This is a genomic window from Paraburkholderia panacisoli, from assembly GCF_008369935.1.
Classification (GTDB): domain Bacteria; phylum Pseudomonadota; class Gammaproteobacteria; order Burkholderiales; family Burkholderiaceae; genus Paraburkholderia; species Paraburkholderia panacisoli.
This window is the reverse complement of the sequence record NZ_VTUZ01000019.1, coordinates 19,143-42,984: the sequence shown is the minus strand read 5'-3', so window position 1 is coordinate 42,984 and position 23,842 is coordinate 19,143. Positions and strand designations below refer to the sequence as shown.

Sequence of the window (23,842 nt, the reverse complement as noted above, 5' to 3'; positions counted from 1 at the left end):
GCTGGCTGAATAAGCAAGCAGTGTATGCGGCAACAAGCTTCGCGAGACTGCCGCGCGTCGTGCGGACCTGATGCACACTTTGATGACACGCGACAAATCCCCGCGAACACCGCGACGCCGATCCATCACGCGCTAGTCACCAGTTCCTCTTCACGCTCCAGCGAGCGAGTGCGCCGCAGTTCGGGAAACAGCTTCATCCACAGCAACGCGACCGTGATCGTCGCAATGCCGCCGACCAGCACGGCCGGCCGTGCGCCCCACCAACCCGCCGTCACACCCGACTCGAACTCGCCCAATTGATTCGACGTCCCGATGAAAAGCGAATTGACCGCGCTGACACGCCCGAGCATTTCATCGGGTGTGCGCAATTGCACGAGCGACAGCCGCACCACCACGCTGATGGTGTCCGATGCACCCAGCGCCATCAACGCGAACAGCGACAAGAGGAATTGATGCGACAGCCCGAACACCACCGTCGCCAGACCGAATGCGATTACGCCGCCGAACATCGCCGCGCCGGGCCGGTTGCGCAACGGAAAATGCGCGAGCCAGATGGTGCCCGCAAGCGCGCCGATCGCGGTGCCCGAGCGCAGCAGACCGAGACCGAGCGGCCCCGCGTGCAGGACGTCGCGCGCGAAGATCGGCAACAGCGCCGTCGCGCCGCCGAACAGCACCGCGAACAGATCGAGCGACAACGCGCCGAGAATCACCGGCTCTTTGCGAATGAACGCGATGCCCGAGAAGATCGACTCGAGCGTGACCGGTGCGCGGCTCGCCGGCCGGATTTGCAGCGGGATGCTCCACACGGACGCGGCGGCGGCCGCGAACGACAACGTGCACGCGAGATAGGCCGCGCCCGGACCGATGCCGTACAACAGGCCGCCCAATGCGGGGCCCGCGATCTGCGCGGTCTGATTCGCGGACGTGGCCCACGCCGTCGCCTTCGGCAGATACCCGCGCGGCACGACCGCGGGCAACAGCGACGCGACCGCGGGCGATTCGAACGCGCGCGCCGCGCCGACGCATGCGGCCAGCACATAGATGACCGGCGCGCTGATCCAGCCGCCAAATGTGCCGAAAGCGAATAGCAACGCGGCGGCGCTTTCGAGGCCCTGGCAGATGGCCGCGATGCGGCGGCGATCGTAGCGGTCCGCAACGTGGCCGACCACGAGGGTCAGCATGAACATCGGCAAGAATTGCGCGAGGCCGACAAGGCCGAGTGCGAACGCGCTATGCGTGAGCGCGTAGATGTGCCAGCCCATCGCGACGGCGAGCATCTGGAACGACAGCGACGAGAGGATGCGGGTGCACCAGAAGCGTTGAAACGGCGGATGCTTCGGCAGACTGAAGGTGGGGGAAGCGGTGGGATCGGTGGGATCGGCTGGAGACGGGGGCATCGGTGTGTTGCTCTTTACGTAGCGGGCTTGGGCGGGCGCTAGTTTAGAGCAAGATGATTGCTTTGGCTTACGGTTGGCGCTGAAGGACGGGCCAGACAACCCGCCGCCGGCCCGTCCACAGCTTCACTGCGTGCCCACTTTCTGCTGACTCATCGGCATGACGGAGTGCCGTTCGACCCCCGCCGGCGCCGATTCCCGCATCGACAGCGCACACAGGCTGGAGATGACGCCACGCAGCGAGAACATGATGGCCGGCCCCGTCCAGCCGACGACCGCATACAGTCCCGTAGCGAGAAACGGCAGCCATTCCGCGACGACCGATGCCCCGTTATAGCCAAGCGAAATCCCCGACGAGCGCACGCCGAAATGCCCGGCAAGGTAGCCGCCGAGCGGACGCATCATGAAGCCGACGGCCAGCGTGGCAGACGCCGCGAGCACGGCGATGATCGGCTCGTTCGTTTGAAAGAAGATCTTGCCGAACCGGTCGGCGGCGGCCGTAACGTAGATGAAGAAGTCATGACTCTCCCCTGCCGAGCCGATCATCGATGCGAAGGACACCTTGACGGCGGCTTCATCATCACCACGCGCTCGATACGTTCAAGACGTGGTTGCTGACGGGGTTGGGCATTGATCAGGCGGCGGTGGAGAGCGGGAATCGCGAAGCAGATTCGTGATCGTGTGCCCGCTTCCGGATTTCCCGCCGTTACCGGCGACGGTAACTCCCAGCTCTTTTTGCTGATGACTTGAACTGCAACAGCAATTCGTCAATAGTCTCGCAGCATCCGTTCAAGTGACTGTTCGAGTGCGCGCCTGTCGCCCTCATCTGATTCACCCAGTGTTTCGATCGGCACATAGACGGAATACGACTCGCCGAACGGCGCATTCAGATGCGCGATCTCCATCGCCGATTTCATGAAGGCTTGCCCCATGAGTTCGAACGAAGTGAGACCGGCAAGCCGAGCACTCATGGGCTTGAGCAGCAGTCGTACTGCTGCACCGGTTGGGGCGAATCAGCTATTCGAGGCAACCGGGGGCATGCCCCCTTCCGACAGATCCATATCGGGTTCACCGCCTGACTTCCGCTCGGACGAAGACACCATGCCGTTCTCCATCGCGTAGCGCAGCAGATCGACGTCCCGGTCAATGCCAAGCTTTTCCATCGCCTTCGACTTTTGCGAGCTGATCGTCTTCTTGCTACGACACAGCCGGTCTGCGATCTCATTGACAGTCAAACCAGATGCAAACAGGCGCACAACTTCGGATTCCCGCTGGCTGAGAACGTCCGTCGAGCCGCGGCCACGACGATTCCAGTCGATCGATTGAACGATCTCTTCGACCCTTGGTGAGTAGTACTTTCCACCGCTATAAGCGGTGTGTATTGCAGGAACAAGGTGGCTGACAGCATCGGATTTGCTGACGATGCACGATACGCCTTGCGTCACGAGCGCGCGCGGCACCGCCGGATTGTCCAGCATGGTAAGCACTACGATCTTGACAGGCGGATAGCGCCGTTGAATCAGGGAAAAAAGCGCGATGCCGTCGCCGTAGTCGCCCGCCGGCATTGCGTAGTCGGAAACGACAACGTCGCACGGTTTTGCATCGAGGAGAGCGATCAATTCCGTCGAACTATTCGCACAGCCCATCAACTGGATCGTGCTGATCACCGACAACTCGTGTTCGACACCAATGAGCATGCCCGGGTGATCATCTGCGAGTAGAACACGGATGATGAGAGAAGCCATATTGACGTCCTATATACCGCTTGCGGTATGTGACGGGGTGCCCTGCGCTTGGGCGACCAATCGCTCTACTAATTACTTGCACGCTGAGACAAAACAGCAAAACTGCCCAACCAATAAGGCCAGGCAAACGGCGCGTGACCACTCTCCGCGTCGACGCGCCGATTAGGAGGTATTTCAAACTACATGATAGTGACAAGCAGGGGCATCCGCCAACGCGAGTTTGCAATTGTTCTGATTTCACCGGCTTCGACCGGGTAGCTCAACGATCAGGAACAGAAGCACGGGACGCACTGAAAGTTGCAATGCGGCTATCTAATGCCGCTACAACGCCCGAAACCAAAGCCGCTCTAACAGGCGGCCGCAACGCCGACGATCTCATTGAGAAATATTCCGAACGGCTGACCGAGGTCGACGTTCTCCTGGTCGAAGTAGTCATCGCAGCCGGTGGCGCGGCAGCTAGCCTACGCGGCTCTTGCGCAAGGTGGAAATCCGCTCATTCCACATGTGCATTAACGTGCGCGGATTTCTGGAGAACCTGCCGAAGAAGAACTATCGCGGCATGTTCAAACATGCCGACGGTCGCTCGATGACAGCCGATGAAGCAAAAGACGCGCCGCTCGACGTGCTCGCGAAGGGCCACAACTTCATTCCCTACAGAAACTGCAACAACTTCGACTTCAAAGAGCACGGCTGCATGGGTCACGTGAAGGCAGAGGTTGCCCAATGAGCGAGAACAGCAAGATCGAATGGACTATCACATGTTCAATCCGTGGGAAGGCTGCCAGAAGGTCGGCCCCCGGCTGCGATCACTGCTACGCGGCGACGCGCAACGCGCGCTTCGCCGGCGGCACCATCGACTGGAGCCCCGGCACGCCGCGACGCCACACGTCGCCGTGGCGCAAGTCGCTCGCGTGGAACACTGCGCATGAAGAGTTCTTCGCTAAACACGGCCGCCGCCAGCGGATCTTCTGCACATCGCCTGTCGATGTGTTCGACAACGCTGTACCGAACTATTGGCTATGCGATCTCTTCGAATTGATCCGGTGAACGCCGCATCTGGACTGGCTGCAATTGCCGAAGCGAATCGGTAAAGCGAAGGAAATGATTGACTAAAGTTGCGCATGATCGGGCGCGGCATCAACACACCGTGGCCCTGGTCGAATGTCTGGCTAGGCTCGACGACCGTCAATCAGGCCGAGGTGGACCGCGACATTCCGAAGTTGCTTGCGACGCCGGCCACCGAACAGGGCGACGAGGTTACCCGCGCCATGACGGCCATCGCCGCCGCTCAGTCGCGCAGCACGGTCGCGGAGATTCGGCGGTTCCCTGGATGCTCGCAGGCGACCGCGTCAGTGGTCCGCAAAACAAATTGCAGTTGCAATCGAACAATCAGCGAGGACACCATGACCACTCATACCATCACAGGCTTGCGGTCAGAGCTGATCGATATATACACGGGCATATGCGTCGGCGGCGTCTCGGGCTTGAGGCTCGGTATCGAAGAAGCCGGGTACGAGGTGCCGGTCCAAAATAGTCTCTTCGGACCCGTCCGCCGCGTATCTTCCGAGTCTCAGTTCGCCCTGCCAGGGCGAACCATCTGGACCCGTGGACGTGGCCGAGATCTCATACCAGTAATGCAAGTACTTCGCGCGTGGAGTCATGGCGTTCTCCCTGTTTCCCGGACGATCAGAGCAAGAGCGGTGAATGTGGCAACCCCATCAATGCGGCCGGGCGTTCAGCAGCATCCAGATCTGGCGCTGCGGCGGCCCGGCGAGAATGCGCGCAAACACGCTGCGGCATCGCGAGCAGGTGTAGTGCTCCTCTACTCGAGCATCGTTCACGGCGCCCGCGCCATTAAGCGTCAGGTCTTCGTCTGGCGCTACGGCGGCCGGCTGCCCGAAAAGGTCAGCGCAAGGTGGGCGGGGTTGAATCCAGAGTCCCATTTTGAACAACTAGAGCCGTAGTCAGCCGTTGGCGGCACCCGAACCGCCTTCGAGAATCATGTCGACGCGCCGCTTGCCTTCGACATACCCCGCCTCTCGGGCTGCTTCTTCACTGCCGAAAGTGGCGACAAGTTCCTGGAAGCGAATGCTCTGCCCAGCGAGGTGGGCATCGGAACCGTGGCGACAAATGTAGGCCGAGTAATGCCACAAGGTGGTCGGGGCCGGGGGGCCGTATGCAAGGATCGGCAGGACCCAGACTTCATATCCGTTGTGTTCGACCTTGTCCCACATGGCTGTCTCCATCGTGATTGTCGAGAAATCGCAGCACGCTGCCTAAGCGCCATGCTCGTCGCACCACTGGATGGCCCAGCGCTGCGCCGCCTCGAAAGCGTCCGCGTCGGAGGGATAGTCCCCGAGGTCGCCCGAATACTTCACCTCAACGAAATCCCCACCCGCCGAGGTACGCCGGTAGATCTTTGCGCGAGCGTAGTAGTGGCCACCTTCATCGAGAGGCGACGCGTCGATGTGGAACTCCTTGTAGTCAAACCGCATGGCCGTCTCCAAAAGATTGCGCTACTCGTCGTCACTCTGGACAAGCTTTGGGCGCCCCGTCGCGTCTCGACCCGCGTCCACGAGCTTGTTCCGGTAGTCACAGGTAGGACAGAGGAAAAAGTATCCTTGTTCATCGACTTCCGGTTCGATCTGATCAAAGTCGAACGTCACATTGCAGTTTCGACAGGTCCACATAGCGGCCTCCGTCGGTCTCCTGGAGGAATCCTAGCATGCAATACCTTACCGACACCGACCTCGCCTGCGAACGTGGCGCGGACATCAGCGACTGCGGGGCATACCGGTACCGCCTCTGGCGCGAATGGGATCGCAGCCTGCCGACGCTGGCCTTTCTGATGCTGAACCCGTCGACGGCCGACCACCTCAAGGACGATCCCACCATCATGCGGTGTATGTCTCGCGCGGTCGCTGGCATGTACGGCCGGCTCGAGGTGGCCAACCTGTTCCCGCTGCGCGCGACTGACCCGGACGAACTGCTCACGCACGCGGACCCGCTCGGACCTGAGCGGACAGCCGACGGCGCCGTCATGGATGCGATCGAGCGGGCACACATCGTGATTTGCGCGTGGGGAGCGCACCCGGCGGCCGCCGGGCGCGCCGCTGACCTGATGCGCATCTTCGGGATCGCCGGCTGGCGCAGCAGGCTATTTCATATCGGCCTAAATAAGGACGGCAGCCCGAAGCACCCGCTTTACGTCGCCGCCAGCACGCGGCCCAAACCCTTCGACTTCGCAGCATGATCGCAGCAGCACGACGAATCCTGGAAACCACGCGCAGAGATTCGGCGGTCAAATTTTCGGGGCCATGTTTTTGTCGGCAGACGAGCTGGTCGAACTCACCGGCCGCCGCCGGCGCGAAGCCCAGGCGCAAGCCCTTCGCATGATGGGCATCGAGCGCAAGATGCGCGCAGGCGGCCGGCTGGTCGTCTCCCGCCGCCATGTGGAGCAAGTATTGGGCGTCGCATCGGCCGGCCCGGTCGACGTGGACGCAATGAATGATTGGAGCGCTGCGTTATGGCTATTGGCGCATGCCGACGGCAAGGTGACCGAGAAGATTTACAGGCGGAGAGCGGAGCGCGTGAAGCCTTTGCGATAGCTGGCCACAGGTACGGCCCCGATTCAAAGGTACAGCGGGCAAAATCCGACAGGCTGGAAAGCCTTATGGGAAGGGTGGCGGAGAGACGGGGATTCGAACCCCGGATAGGTTATTAACCTATACACGCTTTCCAGGCGTGCGACTTAAACCGCTCATCCATCTCTCCGGCGGGGAGCCGAATTATAGCAAACTTCACGCCTTGCGCCACACCCTCGCGCAAACGCGGCTAAGGATGCCGGATGTAGTCCACCAGCGCCCTCGCATAAGCATCCGGTTTACGGTCGATCAGACTCACGCCGATCGCCACAAGAAACCCCGCCGGCACGCCGAACACGCCCGAGCTGATCGGCTCGATGCCGAACCATCGCGCGCCGGTGAAACCCGTCATTTGAGTGAAGAACGGATACGTCGAAACGATGTAGTAGATGCACACCAGCAGCCCCGCCACCATGCCCGCGACGGCGCCGAGCCGGGTCGTGCGCTTCCAGAACACGCCGAGCACCAGCACCGGAAACAGGCTCGACGCCGCCAGCGAAAACGCCGCCCCCACCAGAAACAGAATATTCCCGGCATTCAGCGACGCCACATACGACGCGAACAGCGCCACCCCCAGCAACAGAATCTTCGAGATCGTCACACGCCGCTGGCTCGACGCGTTGGGATCGACCATGTGGTAGTACACGTCGTGTGACAGCGCATTGGCGATCGTCAGCAGCAAACCGTCCGCGGTCGACAGCGCCGCGGCCAGCGCGCCGGCCGCGATCAAGCCCGACATCACGTACGGCAGCCCCGCAATCTCCGGCGCGGCGAGCACGACCATATCGGGCTGCATCTGGATCTCGCTCCAACGCACGATCCCATCGCCATTCGTATCGGCGAGACTGATCAGACTCGGCTCTACCCTGCGCCATTGCGTGAGCCATTGCGGCAGATCGGCAAAGTGATGGCCGACCAGGTTGCTCAGAATCTCGTACTTGATCAGTACCGCGAGCACCGGCACCGTCAGATAGAACAGCGCGACGAAAAAGAGCGTCCAGCCGACCGAGCGCCGCGCGGACGCCACCGACGTGGTCGTGTTATAGCGCGTCAGGATATGCGGCAGGCTCGCGGTGCCGAGCGACAGACACAGCAGCAGCGAAAGAAAATTGCGCTCATGGATGCGCCGATCTTCATCGTTGACGGCGGGAAACGGCTCATGCATCGGCACCGGCGCGGCCGCGCGCATCAGCATTTCGTCGCGGCGCTGGGTCCAGACGATCTGCGCGGCGGCGGCATCGCGCGGAAACTGTTCGAGCGCCCTTTCGCGCTCCTTGATTTCGCGCAGCGGACCGTTGTGACGGCGCAGATCGGCGACTTCCTGCGCGAGCCGCTGCTTTTCGTCGACGAACGATTGCGGCAACGTGTCGAGCCGCATCTGCATCAGCGTGGCGCGGCGTCGATAGTCGTCACGCACGGTCTGTTCGAGCGGCTCGTCGCGCACCTGTTTCTCGAGGCTCTCCATGCGCTCCATCAAACGGCCGTAGCTGAATTGCGGCGCCCAGCCAAGGCCGTCTTTATGCGCGATCATCGACACCGGGATCAGGATCGCCGCGATCAGGATGATGTACTGCGCGACCTGGGTCCACGTGACGGCGCGCATGCCGCCCAGAAACGAGCACACGAGGATGCCCGCGAGTCCGCAGAAAATGCCGACGGCGAAATCCACGCCGATAAAGCGCGTCGCGATCAGGCCGACGCCCTGGATCTGCGCGACCAGATAGACGAACGAGCACAGGATCGCGGCCAATGCCGCGAGGCCGCGCACCGCGTTGCTCGAAAAGCGCGTGCCGAGAAAATCGGGAATCGTGTAGCGCGCAAGCTTGCGCACGTAGGGTGCAAGCAGAAACGCGACAAGGCAATAACCGCCGGTCCAGCCCATCACATACGCAAGACCGTCGTATCCGGTCGCATAGATCGACCCGGCCAGTCCGATGAACGACGCGGCCGACAGCCAGTCGGCCGCGGTCGCCATGCCGTTGAACGCAGAGGGCACACGCCGCCCCGCCACGTAGTATTCGACCAGATCGGACGTGCGCGACAGCACGCCGATCACCGCGTACACCGCGATCGGCACGAACAGGAACACATAGCCGATCCACACGCCGGGGCCGCTCGTGCGCTCGATGCGCCACATCACATAAATGAACAGCAGGAAGCCGAGCGTATAGAACGCGTAGGAGCGGATCAGCCGGTGCGTGAGCTTCATCGGCTCAGCGTCCGCCGGTGGCCGGCGCAGCGGCGCTGGCGTTCGTGTCCGCGCTGGCACCCGCATTCGCCTTTGCACTGGCATCCGCATCGAATGCGCGTTGCAGGCGGCGGTCGGCGCCCTGCATCAGCACGATGTACACGATGATCAGCGCGAGGTAGATCAGGATCGCGCCTTGTGCGCCGAAGTAGAACGGCAACCTGAAGCCGCCGATGCGCGCCTCCGCCATCGCCGGCGCGATCAGCGGCAACACGAACGATACGACGAAGCCGATGGCCATCAGCGTCGCGATCAGCGCGAGATTGAAGCGCCAATATTTGCGATGCGCGAACGCCATCGCCGCCGAGACCGCGGGCGGTTCGGGCGTGGGATTGAGCGTAGCGTGAGAGTGGTGCGGCGCGGTCATGCGCCTATGTATCAAAAAGGCACCGGGCAGGCAATCGGGATTGACCGCGCGGTGGCCTTCATAGCGTGACCCAGGGGCCGAACTTTGCGTCAGATCAAGAGCGCATCGTTCGATGCGCTCTTGCCATGAACACAGTTGAACCGGCGCTCAGAGCGACTCGCCGAGCTGATCGAGAATCGCCGGGTTCTCCAGCGTGGACACGTCCTGAGTGATCTCTTCGCCCTTCGCGAGCGAGCGCAGCAGACGGCGCATGATCTTGCCCGAACGCGTCTTCGGCAGATTCTCGCCGAAGCGGATGTCCTTCGGCTTCGCGATCGGACCGATCTCCTTGCCGACCCAGTTGCGCAGTTCGTTGGCGAGCTTCACCGCCTCGTCGCCTTCCGGGCGCGCCCGCTTGAGCACGACGAACGCGCACACGGCTTCGCCGGTGGTGGCGTCGGGGCGGCCCACCACGGCTGCCTCGGCGACGAGCGGATTCGACACCAGCGCCGACTCGATCTCCATCGTGCCGAGCCGGTGGCCCGACACGTTCAGCACGTCGTCGATGCGGCCCATGATCGTGAAGTAGCCGGTCTCCTTGTCGCGCACCGCGCCGTCGCCGGCGAGATAGAGCGTGCCGCCGAGTTCCTCGGGGAAGTAGCTCTTCTTATAGCGGTCCGGGTCGCCCCACACGTTGCGCAGCATCGACGGCCACGGACGCTTCACCACCAGAATGCCGCCCTGCCCGTTCGGCACGTCCTGGCCGGTTTCGTCGACGACCGCGGCCATGATGCCCGGCAGCGGCAGTGTGCAGGAACCCGGCACGAGCGGCGTGGCGCCCGGCAGCGGCGTGATCATGTGGCCGCCGGTTTCGGTTTGCCACCACGTATCGACGATCGGACAACGGCCACCGCCGACGTTCTCGTGATACCACACCCACGCTTCCGGATTGATCGGCTCGCCGACCGTGCCGATGATGCGCAGCGTCGACAGATCGTAGCTCTTCGGATGCACTTTCTGGTCGGCGTCGGCGGCCTTGATCAGCGAGCGGATCGCCGTGGGCGCCGTGTAGAACAGCGACACCTTGTGCTTCGCGATCATCTCCCAGAAGCGCCCGGCGTTCGGGTAAGTCGGCACGCCTTCGAACACGACCTGGGTGCCGCCGAGCGTCAGCGGCCCATAGGTGATGTAGCTATGGCCGGTGATCCAGCCGATGTCGGCGGTACACCAGAACACGTCGGAGGGCTTCCAGTCGAAGGTCCACTTCATGGTCTGCGCGGCCCACAACAAATAGCCGCCGGTGCTGTGCTGCACGCCCTTCGGCTTGCCGGTCGAACCGGACGTGTAGAGGATGAACAGCGGATGCTCGGCGCCGACCCACTCGGGCGTGCATTGATCCGATTCGGCCTGCGTGAGTTCGTGCATCCACAGGTCGCGGTCTTCGTTCCATGCGACCTTGCCGCCGGTGCGCTGATAGACGATCACGCTCTTGACCGCTTCGCAGCCGCCCATCGCCAGCGCTTCGTCAGCGATGTTCTTCAGCGGCAATGCCTTGCCGCCGCGCATCTGTTCGTCGGAGGTCACGAGCGCGACGGCGCCCACGTCCACCAGCCGCTCGTTGAGCGACTTCGACGAGAAGCCGCCGAACACCACCGAATGCGTCGCGCCAATCCGCGCGCAAGCCTGCATCGCGACGACGCCTTCGATCGACATCGGCATATAGATCACCACGCGGTCGCCCTTCTTCACGCCGCGCTTCTTCAACGCGTTCGCGAAGCGCGACACGCGTTGCAGCAGATCCTGATAGGTGACGTTGGTGACGGCGCCGTCGTCGGCTTCGAAGATGATCGCGACGCGCTCGCCATTGCCGGCTTCGACGTGACGGTCGATGCTGTTATACGACGCGTTCAGCTGGCCGTCTTCGAACCACGTGTAGAACGGCGCGTTCGACTCGTCGAGCACCTTGGTAAAGGGCTTGCTCCAGCTCAGCGTCTCGCGGGCGAGGCGCCCCCAGAAGCCTTCGTAATCGCGCTCCGCTTCGGCGGCGAGAGCGTGGTACGCATCCATGCCGGAGATCGCGGCACCCGCCGCTGCTTCAGCGGAGGGCGGGAAAACACGGTGTTCCTGAAGAACCGATTCAATCGCAGACATCGACAACCCCTTGGTGAAGATGAAACGTAAAATCTGTGCCGGCGCGCCCATGACGCGACATATCCTGTTGACGCCGCGGCAAGCGCAGCGCTGTCTCCAATCCTTGCGGCCCGCGCGCCGCGCCGCCGACCGTGGGTCTGCATCGCGCGGCGATGTGGCCCCGCAGCATGCGTGCGCACGACGGGCCGGCTACTCCTGTGCTCAAACATAAGCGCTGCAACTTACCGGGCACTTACGCGAGCCGCATCGGCTTGCCAGCGAAAACCCTTAGCTGCTGCCGTGTCGCTACTGTGCTGCTGCATTGTTGCCATGACGCAGAGTCAACGCACATGCGGCGCACTCAACCCTACACGGCCCCAGGCGCGCATGCTACTCGCTACGCGAGTTTCATGTATTCGAAACCTCATACGATGAACGCGGCGCATGCGTTGCAGCTTCGAGCGCCCTGTCTGCTCCGGCCTCGCGCCTTTACGCTGGCTCGACCGGCCTCTTACAATGCTAACTGAACTAGCCGTCCGGATTCCAGCTTGAATCGCCACTCCCTGTTTCTCATTACCTCGATGCTGCTGGTCGGCAGCAATGTCGGAATCGGTAAATCGATCGTCGAGTTCGTCCCCGTCCCTCTGTTCGCGCTGCTGCGCTTCGTGATCGCGATGGCGGTGCTATGGCCTTTGCTGCGCGTGGCCAAGCTGCGCCGCGTCAAGCGCGACAAATGGGTCAACCTGTTTCTGCAGGCGTTATTCGGCACCTTCGGGTTTACGCTGCTGATGCTCAACGGCGTGCACCGCACCAGCGCGGTGGCGGCCGGCGTGATCACGAGTACGATCCCCGCGGTCGTCGCGCTGCTCTCGTGGCTGATCCTCAAGGAGCGTCCGAATGGACGAGCGCTCGCGTCGATCGCGCTGGCGATCGTCGGCGTGGTCGTCATCAATCTCGCGCAGGTGGAGCGCAACGCGGGCGGCGAAACGTCGTTCACCGGTAACCTGATGGTGCTCGGCGCGGTGTGCTGCGAATCGCTCTACATCATCCTGTCGCGCCGCCTCACGCAAACGCTGGCGCCCATCGACATCTGCGCGTACACGCACCTGTTCGGCCTGCTGCTGATGCTGCCGCTCGGCGCGAGTGCGCTCGCGCACTTCGACTATCGCGCAGTGCCGGTCGGCGTCTGGACCCTGGTGCTGTGGTACGGGCTGTCGGCCAGCATCTTTTCGTTCTGGCTGTGGATGAAGGGCATCCGCCACGTGCCCGGCAGTCTCGCGGGCGTCTTCAGCGCGGTGCTGCCGGTGGCCGCGGCGACCTACGGCATCACGTTTCTCGGCGAACGGCCCACGCTCGCGCACGGCTTCGCGCTGGCCTGCGTGATCGCGGGCATCGGGCTCGCAAGTCTGAAGACGAGGAGCGTGGCGCCGGTGGCGTCCTGAGCATACCGCTCACGACGCCCTCGCCGGTCCCGCTCGGCCGCCCTGCCCGCCGCGCCGCAGCAAATTCAGCCGACGCTGTACAATAGCGCGCCTGACGCAAGCGTTTCCGGCCTCTCCCGGCTGTGCATGGCGCCGTCTGCGCCTGGTTTGCACGGGTTTGCTCCGATCCGCGCGCGTCGCAGCTCGCCCGGATCGCCGCGTTTAGTCCGTGTTCCGTCACCTGCGTTTCATCTGACTCTTGCCTATGTCCGCTCCGCGACCCGACTCCGCCCGTCAGCGCCGCCCGATGCGTCCGCTGCCCGCCATCATCTTCATGAGCCGCTGGCTGCAGTTGCCGCTCTACCTGGGCCTGATCGTCGCGCAGGCGGTCTACGTGGTGCTGTTCGTCAAGGAAGTCTGGCACCTCGTCACGGCCTCGATGACGCTCGACGAAACCAACATCATGCTGGTCGTGCTCGGCCTGATCGATGTCGTGATGATCTCGAACCTGCTGATCATGGTGATCATCGGCGGGTATGAAACCTTCGTGTCGCGCCTGGGCGTCGAAGGTCATCCGGACGAACCGGAATGGCTCGACCATGTGAACGCCGGCGTGCTGAAAGTCAAACTGTCGATGGCGCTGATCAGCATCTCGTCGATTCACTTGCTGAAGACCTTCATCAGCCCCGACCAGAACACGACCCACACGATCATGTGGCAGGTCATCATCCACGTGGCGTTCCTGGTGTCGGCGCTGGTGATGGCGCTGGTCGACCGCCTCACCACACACACGCATCCCAAACATTTCGAAGAACCCGCGGCGCTGCACGCCGTGGGTTCCATCAAAGGTTCCACTCCCCTGAAGGCGCACGACTGACCGCACTGCGCTGCGATCCGACAACAAGCGCCATTGTCCCCACTGAGCTAGCCATGACCGCCATCAAACAGGAAGATCTGATTCAGAGCATTGCTGATTCGCTTCAGTACATCAGCTATTACCATCCGCTCGACTACATCCAGGCCTTGGGCCGCGCTTATGAGCTCGAACAGAGCCCCGCCGCGAAAGATGCGATTGCGCAGATTCTCACCAACAGCCGCATGTGCGCGGAAGGCAAGCGCCCGATCTGCCAGGACACCGGCATCGTCACGGTGTTCGTGAAGGTCGGCATGGACGTGCGTTGGGATGGCGCGACGATGGGCGTCACCGAGATGATCAACGAAGGCGTGCGCCGCGGTTACATGAACCCGGACAACGTGCTGCGCGCGTCGATCGTGAGCCCGCCGGAAGGCGCGCGCAAGAATACGAAAGACAACACGCCGGCCGTGATCCACTACGAGATCGTGCCGGGCGACAAAATCGACGTGCAGGTCGCGGCCAAGGGCGGCGGCTCGGAGAACAAGTCGAAGTTCGCGATGCTCAATCCGTCGGATTCGATCGTCGACTGGATTCTGAAGACCGTGCCGACCATGGGCGCGGGCTGGTGCCCACCGGGCATGCTCGGCATCGGCATCGGCGGCACCGCAGAAAAAGCGATGGTGATGGCGAAGGAATCGCTGATGGACCCGATCGACATTCAGGACGTGATCGCACGCGGCCCGAAGGACTGGATCGAAGAACTGCGCGTGGAGCTGCACGAGAAGGTCAACGCACTCGGCATCGGCGCGCAAGGTCTCGGCGGCCTCGCCACCGTGCTCGACGTGAAGATCATGGCCGCACCGACGCACGCCGCGTCCAAGCCGATCGCCATCATCCCGAACTGCGCCGCTACGCGTCATGCGCACTTCACGCTGGACGGCTCCGGCGTCGCCAGGCTCGAAGCGCCATCGCTCGACGCATGGCCGAAAGTGCAGTGGGAACCGAATACGGAAACCAGTAAGCGTGTCGATCTGAACACGCTGACACCGGAAGAAGTTGCCGGTTGGAAGCCGGGCCAGACGCTCCTGCTGTCGGGCAAGATGTTGACGGGACGCGACGCCGCGCACGCGCGCATCGCCGGCATGCTGGCAAAGGGCGAAAAGCTGCCGGTCGACTTCACCAACCGCGTGATCTACTACGTCGGCCCGGTCGATCCGGTGCGCGACGAAGCCGTCGGCCCGGCAGGCCCGACCACCGCGACGCGCATGGACAAGTTCACCGAAACGATGCTGTCGCAAACCGGTCTGATTTCGATGATCGGCAAGGCCGAGCGCGGACCGGTTGCGATCGAGGCGATCAAGAAGCACAAGGCTGCCTATCTGATGGCCGTGGGCGGCGCCGCGTACCTCGTGTCGAAGGCGATTCGCAGCGCGAAGGTGCTCGCATTCGAAGACCTCGGCATGGAAGCGATCTACGAGTTCGACGTGCAGGACATGCCCGTGACGGTCGCGGTCGACTCGAATGGCACGTCCGTGCACCAGACTGGCCCGAAGGAATGGCAAGCAAAAATCGGCAAGATTCCAGTTGCGACGGTTTAATGATTCGCAATTAGCGTCTGTCACGTGAGTCGAAAAGCCGGGGTATGAACCCGGCTTTTTTATTGCTACAGGCGGCACGGTGCGCGATACCTGAAACAATGTCGAAAGTTGCTTCTGAGTCCTTGGCTTTTTCAGGTATGGCGTTTATTGTTGTTGAAAAATCAAGGTCCCCACATAAGGAAAAGCCATGCAAGGCGACAAGAAAGTCATCGAGTATCTGAACTCGCAACTCAAAAACGAGCTGACGGCCATCAACCAGTACTTCCTGCACGCGCGGATGTACAAACACTGGGGTCTCGATAAGCTCGGCAAGCATGAATACGACGAGTCGATCGGCGAAATGAAGCATGCCGACTGGCTGATCGAACGCATTTTCATGCTCGACGGCCTGCCGAATCTGCAAGACCTGCACAAGCTGCTGATCGGCGAGGAAACCAAAGAAATCCTCGAATGTGACTTGAAACTCGAACAGATTTCGCAGAACACCTGCAAAGAAGCAATCGTCTATTGCGAATCGGTTCGCGATTTCATCTCCCGCGAGATCTTCGTGAAGATTCTCGACGACACGGAAGAACACATCGACTGGCTCGAAACCCAGCTCGACCTGATCGACAAGGTCGGCATCCAGAACTATCAGCAAACGGCAATGGGCGAGGTCGAGTCCTGATCGCCTGACGCTGAAACGGCCCGCACGCACATGGGCTCGCCCGGATGCCCTGGCATCCGCGACGACCTGACCCGCGCGGGCGATATACTTGCGCACTTTCCCGTTTTCCCGGGCTTTCCTTGATTGGCGCGCCGCGCGTGCCCCTCTTGCGCTCTCTTCGCCTATGCCTGCACTTTCGCCGTCCCCGACTGTCCGGACATTCACCCCCGGCGCCGCTTCGCGCGCGCCGGTCGGCATTTTCGATTCGGGTCTGGGCGGGTTGTCGGTGTTAAGAGCGGTGCGTGCGCAACTGCCCGACGAAGCGATCCTGTATGTCGCCGACTCGCTTTACGCCCCGTACGGCGAGCGCGACGACGACTTCATCACCGACCGCACGCTTGCCATCGGACAATGGCTGGTCGAGCAAGGGGCGAAGGCGCTGGTGGTCGCCTGCAACACGGCGACTGCACAATCCATCGCGCTGGTGCGCGAAAAGCTGCCCATTCCGCTGGTGGGTGTCGAGCCCGGCGTCAAACCTGCCGCGCTGCAGTCCAAAACGCGCGTGGCCGGGGTGCTCGCCACGCAGGTGACCTTACGCAGCGCCCGCTTTCAGGCGCTACTCGAACGCTACGCGGCCGACTGCCGCTTTCTGTGCCAGCCAGGGCACGGTCTCGTGCAGGCCGTCGAGCGCTGCGATGTCGGCTCGGCCGAATTGCGCGCGCTGCTGCACGGCTACCTGCAGCCCATGCTCGACGCAGGCGCCGACACGCTGGTGCTCGGTTGCACCCACTACCCGTTTCTCGATGCGGCGATCCGCGACATCGTCGGCGACCGGCTGATGCTGATCGACACGAGCGTGGCCATTGCGCGTCAACTGGAGCGCGTGCTGGATCAGCACGGGCTGCGCGCCGCCAGGGACAGCGCGAACACTGTTGCGCCCCGTTTTTATTCGACCGGCGACGGCACCCATCAACAGCAGCTTGCGGCAACGCTGCTGCACCTCGAAGCGGCCGTCGAGCGAGTGCGGATCGTGTCCCCGCGCACGGCGGCGTCGGACTCCCAAGCCGCATAAAATGCGCTCGAGCGCCGTTCTGGCGCGCTAGCCGACGCGTTTTTGCGCCATTTTCCAGGATTTCGAGCTCACGCCGGCCGCATGCGCCGGCGCTATCCATAGACGAAACCTTTCTAAGAGTCTGGTTCTGTTACAAAAAATCATGCACGACGCTTGCCAAACGCCCCAAACAAAATGATAATAATTCGCATTAACGTTAGCTATGACGCCTGCCATGATTGTCTGTGTCTGCAAATCAGTTTCTGACCGCACGATCCGTTCCTCCATCGCGGATGGCATCGACTCGTTCGACGAGCTTCAGTTTGAACTCGGCGTCGCCTCATGCTGCGGCAAGTGCGAAGAATCCGTGCGTGACGTCATGATGCAAAGCGGCGTATGCGCAAGCCGCTGCGGCGTCGTCGAGCATCACACGCAGGCCGTCCCGCTGACTTTCTACGAACGCAAGGCCGCCTGAGGCCTGCTTTCACCGCGCGGCGCGAGCCGTGTCTCGGGGCGCCAGCGCCCCAGTGCTTCACGCTGCCTCACGCGTTATCCCACTGCCGTCAGCAAGCCAGTATTCGTACCAGCCAGCTACCCGCTCAACTGTCAAAAGGAGTTTGAGATGGAATTGCTGATTGGTTTCGTGACTACTGTGTTCATTTCGCTGCTGATCTTCCGAACATGACGATGTCTTGTCCGACGCGCTGCCTCGACAGCGCGCTGCCACGCTAATATGCAGGCCTCGCCTACCGTTTCAGCCGGCATCGTGCCGGCCTCGCCCGTTCGTACGAATTCCCGCGTGATGACCGCGACCGCCGTAGTGGCGGCGCTTCACGTTGGCGCGCTTGCCGTGATCATGACGCTGCGTCATGAACCCGTGCAGGCCACGCTCGAATCGCACGTGATGACGGCGCAGTTGCTGCCGCCGGCGCCGCTTGCCGCGCCCGTTGCCCTGCAATCCATCGCGCCGCCGCCCAAGCCGACGCCGCCGGTCCACACCAAGCCGAAAGTCCAGCCGAAGCCAACTCCGACTCCCAAGCCGACGCCTACGCCATTGCCGCAGGCAGCCGCGCCGTCGCCGACGCCCGTCGCGGCGCCTGTTCCGACGCCGCCCGCTCCGGCCGCACCGGCGGCGCCGCCCGCTGCGGCCGCGCCGGCGATCGGTCGTGAGACGATGGAAATCAGCGCGCCAAAAAACGTTTCGCACGTCGAGTGCAACATCGCCAAACCCGACTACCCGTCGCTGTCGAGGCGGCGCGGCGAAACCGGCACTGCCTATGTGAAGTTTGTGGTCAGCCTGAGCGGCAAGCTCGAGAGCATCGAGTTGAAGAAAAGCAGCGGCTTCAGCCGTCTTGACGACGCCGCGCTCGCCGCGGTGCGCGCAAGCGCCTGCAAACCCTATCTCGAGAACGGCCAGCCGGTTCGGGCCGCGTACTCCCAGCCTTTCGACTTCAATCTGACCGATTGAAGCAGATTTCAAATAAAAAGGAACTGCAATGCAAAACTACGGATTGGCGCACGTGTGGGCGCAAGGGGATTTCGTGACGCGCGGTATCGCGCTCGCGCTGTTGATCATGTCGGTGATGTCGTGGAGCGTGATCGTCATCAAGAGCTGGAACGTGATGCGCCTGAAGCGTCTCACGAAGAACGCCGAGCAGGCGTTCTGGCATTCGGACGATCTCGCCGACGGCGTGAAGAAACTCGGCGCCGGCTCGTCGACGCCGCACGACAATCCGTTCCTCGCGCTCGCGCTGTCGGGCCAGGAAGCGGCCGATCACCATCACCAGACGCAACCGCATCTGCATGACCGCATGGACGTGTCGGACTGGGTCACGCGCTGCCTGAAGGACACCATGGATGAAAGCGTCGCGCGCATGCAGAGCGGCCTCGCAATCCTTGCGTCCATCGGCAGCACGGCACCGTTCGTCGGTCTGTTCGGTACCGTGTGGGGCATCTATCACGCGCTGCTGGCGATCGGCGCAAGCGGCCAGTCGTCCATCGACCAGGTCGCCGGTCCGGTCGGCGAAGCGTTGATCATGACCGCATTCGGCCTGTTCGTCGCGATCCCCGCGGTGCTCGGCTACAACGCATTGACGCGCGCCAACAAGTCGGTCGTCGCCAAGCTGAGCCGCTTTGCGCATGGCTTGCATGCATTCTTCGTGACGGGCGCGCGCCTGTCGTCGTCCAAGCGCGGCGACGGCCTGCGTCTCGCAACCCGCGCGAACTGATCGACGAGGCACTCCGATGGCAATGAGCCCCTTCGCCGGCGACGATGACGACGGCCTGATGAACGAAATCAACATGACGCCGCTCGTCGACGTGATGTTGGTTCTCCTGATCGTCTTCATGGTGACGATTCCGGTGATTCGTCACGCGGTCAAAATCGATCTGCCGCATGCAAGCAGTCAGAAGGAAGACACCAAGCCCGCTCAGGTGACGGTCTCGATCGACGCCGACGGCAACGTGCTGTGGGATGAGAAGAAGGTCGACGAAGCAGCGTTGAGCGCGAAGATTGCAGAGGCCGCGCAAGCGAACCCGCAGCCGGAACTGCATCTGGATGCGGACCGCAAGGTGCCGTACGAGAAAGTCGCGCAAGTGATGTCGGCCGCGCAGGCAGGCGGCCTCACGAAGATCGGCTTCGTCACGCAGCCCAAAACGAAGTAACGCGACAAGCAAAAGCGCGGCGCATTAAGCAGCGCCTGCCGAAAAGCGCGCAAAATCCCTTGAAACAAGGGCTAAAAAGTAAAAGGCCTTCATCGTCAGATGAAGGCCTTTTTTTGTGCGCACTCGGCGCCTTCGGGCGGCGGGATCATTTGCCATCGTTCGACGATTGATTGCTCGTGTCTCCGCATGCGACAGCCGTGATCGACACGGACAGCGCGGTCAGCCCTATCAGGCCCGCTATGATAGCGGCCATGAGTTTTCGCATAAGAGACTCCTTAGCGAAGGGATTTCACTATAAGCCCGACAGCGCCCGCATTCAAGCAAACAGCCATTGAAAGTACTCATGACAAGCCGTGCTTAAATGCTAAAAGCGATGCAGCAGCGCGTGAGCCCTGCTATGACGCAACTGCGAGGGACGTTTGCGCCGTGGCCAAGTCCTCGCGGATGGGACACTCGCCCGTGATGTGCTTGCCGACATCCGGATCGAGCATCTCGACCAGATAGTCGACGAACGCACGCACGGCCGGCACCATCCCCTGGCGCGAGACGAAGACCGCGTACAGTTGCGGCGTCGGCAAGGTCCAGCCCGGCATCACCGGCGACAATTGCCCCGCACGCAGCGCGGCGCCATACATCATCTCCGGCAGCGCGGCGATGCCGACCCCGGCAAGCACCGCCTCGCGAATCGTCATCAGATCGGCGGTGACGAGCCGCGGCTCGTGCTCATGCGCATGACGCGTGCCGTCGGGCGAGATCAGGTTGAAGACATGGCGGCCGTCGCCGGTCGGCACGTCGAGCGTTTCGAAGCGGCTCAGATCGGTCGGTAGCAGCGGCGGCGCATTCTGCTGCAACAGGCTCGGCGCGCCCACCAGCATCTGCTGCGTGCGCCACAGCGGCCGCACGACGATGTTGGCGCTCTCCGGTGGATCGGAGCGCACGCGCAGCGCGACGTCGATCGAATCCTCGAACAGGTCGACCACGCGGTTGGTCACGCGCATCACGACCCGCACCTCGGGATAGCGATGCATGAATTCCGGCAGGATGGTCGACAGGATGGTCTGCGAGATCGTAACCGGCACGCTGACGCGCACGGTGCCGCGCGGCGACGAGCGCAGTTGCTGCACCACGTTGACCGCCGCCTGCGCCTCGCCGAGCATCGCCTGGCAATGCTGGTAGAACAGCTGGCCGGCTTCGGTCAGCGCAAGCTTGCGCGTGGACCGTTGCAGCAGACGCACGCCCAGCGACGCTTCCAGTTCAGTCAGACGGCGCGACAGGCGCGACTTGGAGATGCCCAGCACGCGCTCGGCGGCGGAAAAACCGCCATGTTCGACGACCTGGGAAAAGTACATCAGGTCATTCAGGTTGTGTGAATCGATCTTCATCTCATCGTTCCAGTAATAGAACAATCCATTGCGTGACGGCGGCTGGCACCTCGAAAAACGGTCCCTATAATAGCTCCATGTTTCAAAAATGACGCTATTCCCCATTTTCCAAGGTGATATTGATGAGCACGACACGCACGATCGAACGCACGTTCCCCGCCGTTCGCACGACCGAAGGCGGCGGCTTTATCGTCAACCGACCGTTCCCCACCCGCATGCTGATGGACTTCGATCCGTTCCTGCTGCTCGACGAAATGGGCCCGATCGACTACGCGCCGGGCGAGGCCAAAGGCGCGCCCGATCATCCGCATCGCGGCTTCGAGACGGTCACCTACGTGCTGGAAGGCCAGTTCGGCCACAGGGATTCGGCGGGCCATTCCGGCACGCTGCATGCAGGCGACGTGCAATGGATGACCGCGGGCGCGGGCGTCGTGCATAGCGAGATGCCGGACCCGTCGTTCGTGCGCACCGGCGGACGCGTGCACGGTCTGCAACTGTGGGTGAATCTGCCGCGTCGTGACAAGATGATCGCGCCGCGCTACCAGGAAATACCGTCATCGAGTATTCCGGTGGCGACGTCCGGGGACGGCAAGGTGCGCGTCAAGGTGATCGCCGGCGAAGCGCTCGGCGTGAAGGCCGCGATCGAAACGCGCACGCCGATCCTGTATCAGCATTTCTCACTGCAACCCGGCGCGACGATCCGTCAGCCGGTGCCGGCCGACTATCGCGTGTTCGCATACGGCTTGTCTGGCAAGGGCTTCTATGGCGAAGGCGAAGCGCGTCAGGAAATCGACGCGCAGAAAATGGTCATATTCCAGAACGAAGGCGACACGGTCACGCTGGCCGCCGGCGAAGAACCGCTCGAGGTGCTGTTGCTGGGCGGCGTGCCGCTGAAGGAGCCCGTGGTGCGCTACGGCCCGTTCGTGATGAACACCGAAGACGAGATCCGCCAGGCTGTCATCGACTTTCAGGCCGGACGCATGGGCGCGATCGCGCACTGAACGGCCGGCGCGGCAGGTGACGCGGTTTGCGGTTTGCCGCATCAGCTCAACCGCTGCGGCCCGCACCGCAGCCGTCGCGAACCGGCTGCAGGCGCCGCTCGCGCTGCTTTCACGCTAGACCCGCATCCGCCCGAGGCGCGAAGGCGGGTAATTTCGTTCACAATAGCGGCTCATGCCGCGCCACACCGTTTCACCACGATGAATCGTGACGCGCGGCGTTTTTCCGTCCTGTTCAGGAGCGCGCATGGCAGAACCCACCGTCACCGCCCATATCGGTTCGACTAATTTCCAGGTCCTTTTCGACGACGGCAAGCACACATGGCTGGCCGACGAACCCGAATCGATCGGCGGCGGCGATCGCGGCCCGACACCCGTTTCGCTCCTGCTGTCGAGCCTCGGCGCCTGCACGTCGATCACGCTGAAAATGTACGCCCAGCGCAAGGACTGGCCGCTAACGGATGTGCACGTGACGCTCGCACTCGAAACCGGCGACGCAGGCACGACCATCGACCGCAAGATCGTGCTCGTAGGCGATCTGTCCGACGAGCAGCGGGAACGGCTCTTGCAAATTGCCAATGCATGCCCGGTCCACAAGATCCTCACGCATTCGATCACGATCCGAACCGGCCTTGCCGTCGCGTAACGCGGCGATCGCCTGAAGCGCGCGCCGAATCGACTGGCCCGCACGTATTGCAACGCTTTCATAGGAAGCTGGCGTCTTGAATTTCGAACACCTTATCCAGATCAACGACCCGTTGAATCCCTTTGTCGACTCGATGACCCGCGAGCAGTTATGGGAAGGGCTCGTGCTGCGCGCCGAACAGCCGCAACTGTTCGTGATGGGGCTCGACAGCTGCACGATTCTTTCGCGCGAGGGTAATGTCCTCGAACGGGAGCTGCACTATGGCCAGGCCACCGTGCGCGATCGCGTCACGCTGCAGGAAAGCCAGAGCGTGCGCTATGACATCCTGCCGACCCCGGACCACGTCGGCGGCTCCCTGACGATGACCATCGAGCAGCCCGACGAGTTGCAGCTGTTCCTGCGCTTCGAGTATGCGACCACGCTGCCTGTCTCTACCGATCAGGACGCCGTGCAGACACAGGAAATCGTCAAGTCGGCGTATCGGGAGAACGATATCGACACGGTGCGGTTGATCCGCCAATTCGTGCAGACGAAGCAGGAGCCTGGTTCGCTGCATTGAATCCCGCGCGGGCGCTCGGCCCGCGCCGCCGGGTTTGCGTTGCTGAGCCGCCGGCCAGCACGGCCGTGCAAGCAGCGGTCCAGCCGCCCGGCTCTCCAGCGGCAAAACCCTCGGCTATCAGAAGTCGAATCCGATGAATTTCTCTTCCTTGTAAATGGGAATAGTTATCATTTAGAATTATTCCATCGAATCGACGAACACCTACAACGAATGACCGATCCCACCCGCCCTTCCACACTCAGCCTGCGCCGTCCGGCAGCCGCGCTGACCAGCCGTCCGAAGTCATCGTCGACGGCGAGCACCAGCGCAAAGCCAGCCGCGGAGCGCGCCAACGGTTCGGGCGAGACGTCGGAGCGGGTCGTGCGCAGCGACGCATTGCTGCAAGGACACAGCCACGTCAGCATCGTGCATAACGGCGAAACCTACCAGTTGCGGGCAACGCGCTTAGGCAAGCTGATCCTGACGAAGTAAGAGCGAATAGCAGTAAGTACCGGGTATTGTGGGGACCACCTCC

At 62.5% G+C, this 23,842-nt stretch carries 26 protein-coding genes, 1 tRNA gene and 1 pseudogene; 17 read left to right on the top strand and 11 right to left on the bottom strand.

Features of this window, described 5'->3' with window-relative positions; translation table 11 throughout:
- Positions 1-125: 125 nt before the first annotated feature.
- The 4 genes from FVF58_RS26075 to FVF58_RS26060 form a co-directional block, all read right to left on the bottom strand.
- Positions 126-1,397 carry an MFS transporter gene (locus FVF58_RS26075; protein ID WP_149672713.1) on the bottom strand — a complete coding sequence of 424 codons (1,272 nt, stop codon included), beginning with the start codon at positions 1,395-1,397 and terminating at the stop codon, positions 126-128.
- A gap of 123 nt (positions 1,398-1,520) precedes the next feature.
- A complete protein-coding gene (locus FVF58_RS52295; RefSeq protein WP_223191172.1) occupies positions 1,521-1,955 on the bottom strand; it encodes an MFS transporter in 435 nt (144 codons plus the stop codon).
- Between the two features lie 206 nt (positions 1,956-2,161).
- Positions 2,162-2,365: a hypothetical protein gene (locus tag FVF58_RS26065; protein ID WP_188130930.1), complete on the bottom strand. Its 204-nt coding sequence runs from the start codon at positions 2,363-2,365 to the stop codon at positions 2,162-2,164.
- A 42-nt stretch (positions 2,366-2,407) separates the two neighbouring features.
- Positions 2,408-3,139 carry a response regulator gene (locus FVF58_RS26060; RefSeq protein ID WP_149672712.1) on the bottom strand — a complete coding sequence of 244 codons (732 nt, stop codon included), beginning with the start codon at positions 3,137-3,139 and terminating at the stop codon, positions 2,408-2,410.
- Positions 3,140-3,641: 502 nt separating this feature from the next.
- Here FVF58_RS26060 and FVF58_RS26055 point away from each other — a divergent pair.
- Positions 3,642-3,866, top strand: a complete 225-nt coding sequence (locus tag FVF58_RS26055) for a hypothetical protein (RefSeq protein WP_149672711.1) — start codon at positions 3,642-3,644, stop codon at positions 3,864-3,866.
- Positions 3,863-4,377 (top strand): annotated as a pseudogene (locus FVF58_RS26050) (DUF5131 family protein); the annotation flags it as partial. The gene FVF58_RS26055 and the pseudogene FVF58_RS26050, both read left to right, overlap by 4 nt.
- Before the next feature lie 726 nt (positions 4,378-5,103).
- Here the strand turns inward: FVF58_RS26050 and FVF58_RS26035 are convergent.
- On the bottom strand, positions 5,104-5,373 hold the full coding sequence (locus FVF58_RS26035) for a hypothetical protein (protein WP_149672708.1): 270 nt from the start codon (positions 5,371-5,373) through the stop codon (positions 5,104-5,106).
- Between the two features lie 42 nt (positions 5,374-5,415).
- Positions 5,416-5,634 carry a hypothetical protein gene (locus FVF58_RS26030; RefSeq protein WP_149672707.1) on the bottom strand — a complete coding sequence of 73 codons (219 nt, stop codon included), beginning with the start codon at positions 5,632-5,634 and terminating at the stop codon, positions 5,416-5,418.
- Positions 5,635-5,864: 230 nt separating this feature from the next.
- On the opposite strand from FVF58_RS26030, the gene FVF58_RS26025 reads away from it, so the two are divergent.
- Positions 5,865-6,392, top strand: coding sequence for a DUF1643 domain-containing protein (locus FVF58_RS26025; RefSeq protein ID WP_149672706.1), 528 nt, complete (start codon positions 5,865-5,867; stop codon positions 6,390-6,392).
- A 64-nt stretch (positions 6,393-6,456) separates the two neighbouring features.
- On the top strand, positions 6,457-6,747 hold the full coding sequence (locus tag FVF58_RS53025) for a DUF4224 domain-containing protein (RefSeq protein ID WP_246217201.1): 291 nt from the start codon (positions 6,457-6,459) through the stop codon (positions 6,745-6,747).
- Between the two features lie 75 nt (positions 6,748-6,822).
- On the opposite strand, the gene FVF58_RS26015 is transcribed toward FVF58_RS53025, so the two are convergent.
- From FVF58_RS26015 to acs, 4 genes are all read right to left on the bottom strand, one after another.
- A tRNA-Ser gene (locus FVF58_RS26015) sits at positions 6,823-6,913 on the bottom strand.
- 60 nt (positions 6,914-6,973) lie between these two features.
- Positions 6,974-8,992 (bottom strand): sodium:solute symporter family protein, encoded by a 2,019-nt coding sequence (locus FVF58_RS26010; RefSeq protein ID WP_149672705.1) that lies wholly within the window; start codon positions 8,990-8,992, stop codon positions 6,974-6,976.
- A 4-nt stretch (positions 8,993-8,996) separates the two neighbouring features.
- Positions 8,997-9,398, bottom strand: a complete 402-nt coding sequence (locus FVF58_RS26005) for a DUF4212 domain-containing protein (protein WP_149672704.1) — start codon at positions 9,396-9,398, stop codon at positions 8,997-8,999.
- Positions 9,399-9,545: 147 nt separating this feature from the next.
- On the bottom strand, positions 9,546-11,528 hold the full coding sequence (gene acs / locus FVF58_RS26000; protein ID WP_149672703.1) for an acetate--CoA ligase: 1,983 nt from the start codon (positions 11,526-11,528) through the stop codon (positions 9,546-9,548).
- A 527-nt stretch (positions 11,529-12,055) separates the two neighbouring features.
- Between acs and FVF58_RS25995 the strand changes: the two genes are divergently transcribed.
- From FVF58_RS25995 to FVF58_RS25955, 9 genes are all read left to right on the top strand, one after another.
- On the top strand, positions 12,056-12,949 hold the full coding sequence (locus tag FVF58_RS25995) for a DMT family transporter (protein ID WP_149672702.1): 894 nt from the start codon (positions 12,056-12,058) through the stop codon (positions 12,947-12,949).
- A 244-nt stretch (positions 12,950-13,193) separates the two neighbouring features.
- Positions 13,194-13,805: a TIGR00645 family protein gene (locus FVF58_RS25990; RefSeq protein WP_149672701.1), complete on the top strand. Its 612-nt coding sequence runs from the start codon at positions 13,194-13,196 to the stop codon at positions 13,803-13,805.
- A 53-nt stretch (positions 13,806-13,858) separates the two neighbouring features.
- On the top strand, positions 13,859-15,382 hold the full coding sequence (locus FVF58_RS25985; RefSeq protein ID WP_149672700.1) for a fumarate hydratase: 1,524 nt from the start codon (positions 13,859-13,861) through the stop codon (positions 15,380-15,382).
- Between the two features lie 187 nt (positions 15,383-15,569).
- Positions 15,570-16,049, top strand: a complete 480-nt coding sequence (gene bfr, locus FVF58_RS25980) for a bacterioferritin (RefSeq protein WP_149672699.1) — start codon at positions 15,570-15,572, stop codon at positions 16,047-16,049.
- A gap of 163 nt (positions 16,050-16,212) precedes the next feature.
- Positions 16,213-17,100 (top strand): glutamate racemase, encoded by an 888-nt coding sequence (gene murI, locus FVF58_RS25975; RefSeq protein WP_149672698.1) that lies wholly within the window; start codon positions 16,213-16,215, stop codon positions 17,098-17,100.
- 214 nt (positions 17,101-17,314) lie between these two features.
- On the top strand, positions 17,315-17,554 hold the full coding sequence (locus FVF58_RS25970) for a (2Fe-2S)-binding protein (protein WP_149672803.1): 240 nt from the start codon (positions 17,315-17,317) through the stop codon (positions 17,552-17,554).
- Positions 17,555-17,812: 258 nt separating this feature from the next.
- Complete coding sequence (locus tag FVF58_RS25965) at positions 17,813-18,547, top strand: energy transducer TonB (protein ID WP_149672697.1); 735 nt, start codon at positions 17,813-17,815, stop codon at positions 18,545-18,547.
- Positions 18,548-18,575: 28 nt separating this feature from the next.
- Positions 18,576-19,307, top strand: coding sequence for a MotA/TolQ/ExbB proton channel family protein (locus tag FVF58_RS25960; protein ID WP_149672696.1), 732 nt, complete (start codon positions 18,576-18,578; stop codon positions 19,305-19,307).
- Positions 19,308-19,323: 16 nt separating this feature from the next.
- Positions 19,324-19,743, top strand: a complete 420-nt coding sequence (locus tag FVF58_RS25955; protein WP_149672695.1) for an ExbD/TolR family protein — start codon at positions 19,324-19,326, stop codon at positions 19,741-19,743.
- A gap of 395 nt (positions 19,744-20,138) precedes the next feature.
- On the opposite strand, the gene FVF58_RS25950 is transcribed toward FVF58_RS25955, so the two are convergent.
- Entirely contained in the window at positions 20,139-21,125 is a 987-nt protein-coding gene (locus FVF58_RS25950) for a LysR family transcriptional regulator (protein ID WP_149672694.1), read from the bottom strand.
- 122 nt (positions 21,126-21,247) lie between these two features.
- Between FVF58_RS25950 and FVF58_RS25945 the strand changes: the two genes are divergently transcribed.
- The 4 genes from FVF58_RS25945 to FVF58_RS25930 all read left to right on the top strand — a co-directional run bounded on the left by FVF58_RS25945 (position 21,248) and on the right by FVF58_RS25930 (position 23,799).
- The gene (locus FVF58_RS25945) at positions 21,248-22,126 is read left to right on the top strand and encodes a pirin family protein (protein ID WP_149672693.1); all 879 of its coding nucleotides are present in this window, start codon (positions 21,248-21,250) and stop codon (positions 22,124-22,126) included.
- 244 nt (positions 22,127-22,370) lie between these two features.
- Positions 22,371-22,769: an OsmC family protein gene (locus FVF58_RS25940; protein WP_149672692.1), complete on the top strand. Its 399-nt coding sequence runs from the start codon at positions 22,371-22,373 to the stop codon at positions 22,767-22,769.
- Positions 22,770-22,845: 76 nt separating this feature from the next.
- The gene (locus FVF58_RS25935; RefSeq protein ID WP_149672691.1) at positions 22,846-23,328 is read left to right on the top strand and encodes an SRPBCC family protein; all 483 of its coding nucleotides are present in this window, start codon (positions 22,846-22,848) and stop codon (positions 23,326-23,328) included.
- Positions 23,329-23,538: 210 nt separating this feature from the next.
- On the top strand, positions 23,539-23,799 hold the full coding sequence (locus tag FVF58_RS25930; RefSeq protein WP_149672690.1) for a hemin uptake protein HemP: 261 nt from the start codon (positions 23,539-23,541) through the stop codon (positions 23,797-23,799).
- Positions 23,800-23,842 lie beyond the last annotated feature (43 nt).

Bases quoted from the DNA above. Each gene is read 5' to 3' on its own strand.
- FVF58_RS26075 (WP_149672713.1), bottom strand. From the start codon at position 1,397: ATGCCCCCGTCTCCAGCCGATCCCACCGATCCCACCGCTTCCCCCACC.
- FVF58_RS26065 (WP_188130930.1), bottom strand. From the start codon at position 2,365: ATGAGTGCTCGGCTTGCCGGTCTCACTTCGTTCGAACTCATGGGGCAA.
- FVF58_RS26060 (WP_149672712.1), bottom strand. From the start codon at position 3,139: ATGGCTTCTCTCATCATCCGTGTTCTACTCGCAGATGATCACCCGGGC.
- FVF58_RS26055 (WP_149672711.1), top strand. From the start codon at position 3,642: ATGTGCATTAACGTGCGCGGATTTCTGGAGAACCTGCCGAAGAAGAAC.
- FVF58_RS26035 (WP_149672708.1), bottom strand. From the start codon at position 5,373: ATGTGGGACAAGGTCGAACACAACGGATATGAAGTCTGGGTCCTGCCG.
- FVF58_RS26030 (WP_149672707.1), bottom strand. From the start codon at position 5,634: ATGCGGTTTGACTACAAGGAGTTCCACATCGACGCGTCGCCTCTCGAT.
- FVF58_RS26025 (WP_149672706.1), top strand. From the start codon at position 5,865: ATGCAATACCTTACCGACACCGACCTCGCCTGCGAACGTGGCGCGGAC.
- FVF58_RS53025 (WP_246217201.1), top strand. From the start codon at position 6,457: ATGTTTTTGTCGGCAGACGAGCTGGTCGAACTCACCGGCCGCCGCCGG.
- FVF58_RS26010 (WP_149672705.1), bottom strand. From the start codon at position 8,992: ATGAAGCTCACGCACCGGCTGATCCGCTCCTACGCGTTCTATACGCTC.
- FVF58_RS26005 (WP_149672704.1), bottom strand. From the start codon at position 9,398: ATGACCGCGCCGCACCACTCTCACGCTACGCTCAATCCCACGCCCGAA.
- acs (WP_149672703.1), bottom strand. From the start codon at position 11,528: ATGTCTGCGATTGAATCGGTTCTTCAGGAACACCGTGTTTTCCCGCCC.
- FVF58_RS25990 (WP_149672701.1), top strand. From the start codon at position 13,194: ATGTCCGCTCCGCGACCCGACTCCGCCCGTCAGCGCCGCCCGATGCGT.
- FVF58_RS25985 (WP_149672700.1), top strand. From the start codon at position 13,859: ATGACCGCCATCAAACAGGAAGATCTGATTCAGAGCATTGCTGATTCG.
- bfr (WP_149672699.1), top strand. From the start codon at position 15,570: ATGCAAGGCGACAAGAAAGTCATCGAGTATCTGAACTCGCAACTCAAA.
- murI (WP_149672698.1), top strand. From the start codon at position 16,213: ATGCCTGCACTTTCGCCGTCCCCGACTGTCCGGACATTCACCCCCGGC.
- FVF58_RS25970 (WP_149672803.1), top strand. From the start codon at position 17,315: ATGATTGTCTGTGTCTGCAAATCAGTTTCTGACCGCACGATCCGTTCC.
- FVF58_RS25965 (WP_149672697.1), top strand. From the start codon at position 17,813: ATGCAGGCCTCGCCTACCGTTTCAGCCGGCATCGTGCCGGCCTCGCCC.
- FVF58_RS25960 (WP_149672696.1), top strand. From the start codon at position 18,576: ATGCAAAACTACGGATTGGCGCACGTGTGGGCGCAAGGGGATTTCGTG.
- FVF58_RS25955 (WP_149672695.1), top strand. From the start codon at position 19,324: ATGGCAATGAGCCCCTTCGCCGGCGACGATGACGACGGCCTGATGAAC.
- FVF58_RS25950 (WP_149672694.1), bottom strand. From the start codon at position 21,125: ATGAAGATCGATTCACACAACCTGAATGACCTGATGTACTTTTCCCAG.
- FVF58_RS25945 (WP_149672693.1), top strand. From the start codon at position 21,248: ATGAGCACGACACGCACGATCGAACGCACGTTCCCCGCCGTTCGCACG.
- FVF58_RS25940 (WP_149672692.1), top strand. From the start codon at position 22,371: ATGGCAGAACCCACCGTCACCGCCCATATCGGTTCGACTAATTTCCAG.
- FVF58_RS25930 (WP_149672690.1), top strand. From the start codon at position 23,539: ATGACCGATCCCACCCGCCCTTCCACACTCAGCCTGCGCCGTCCGGCA.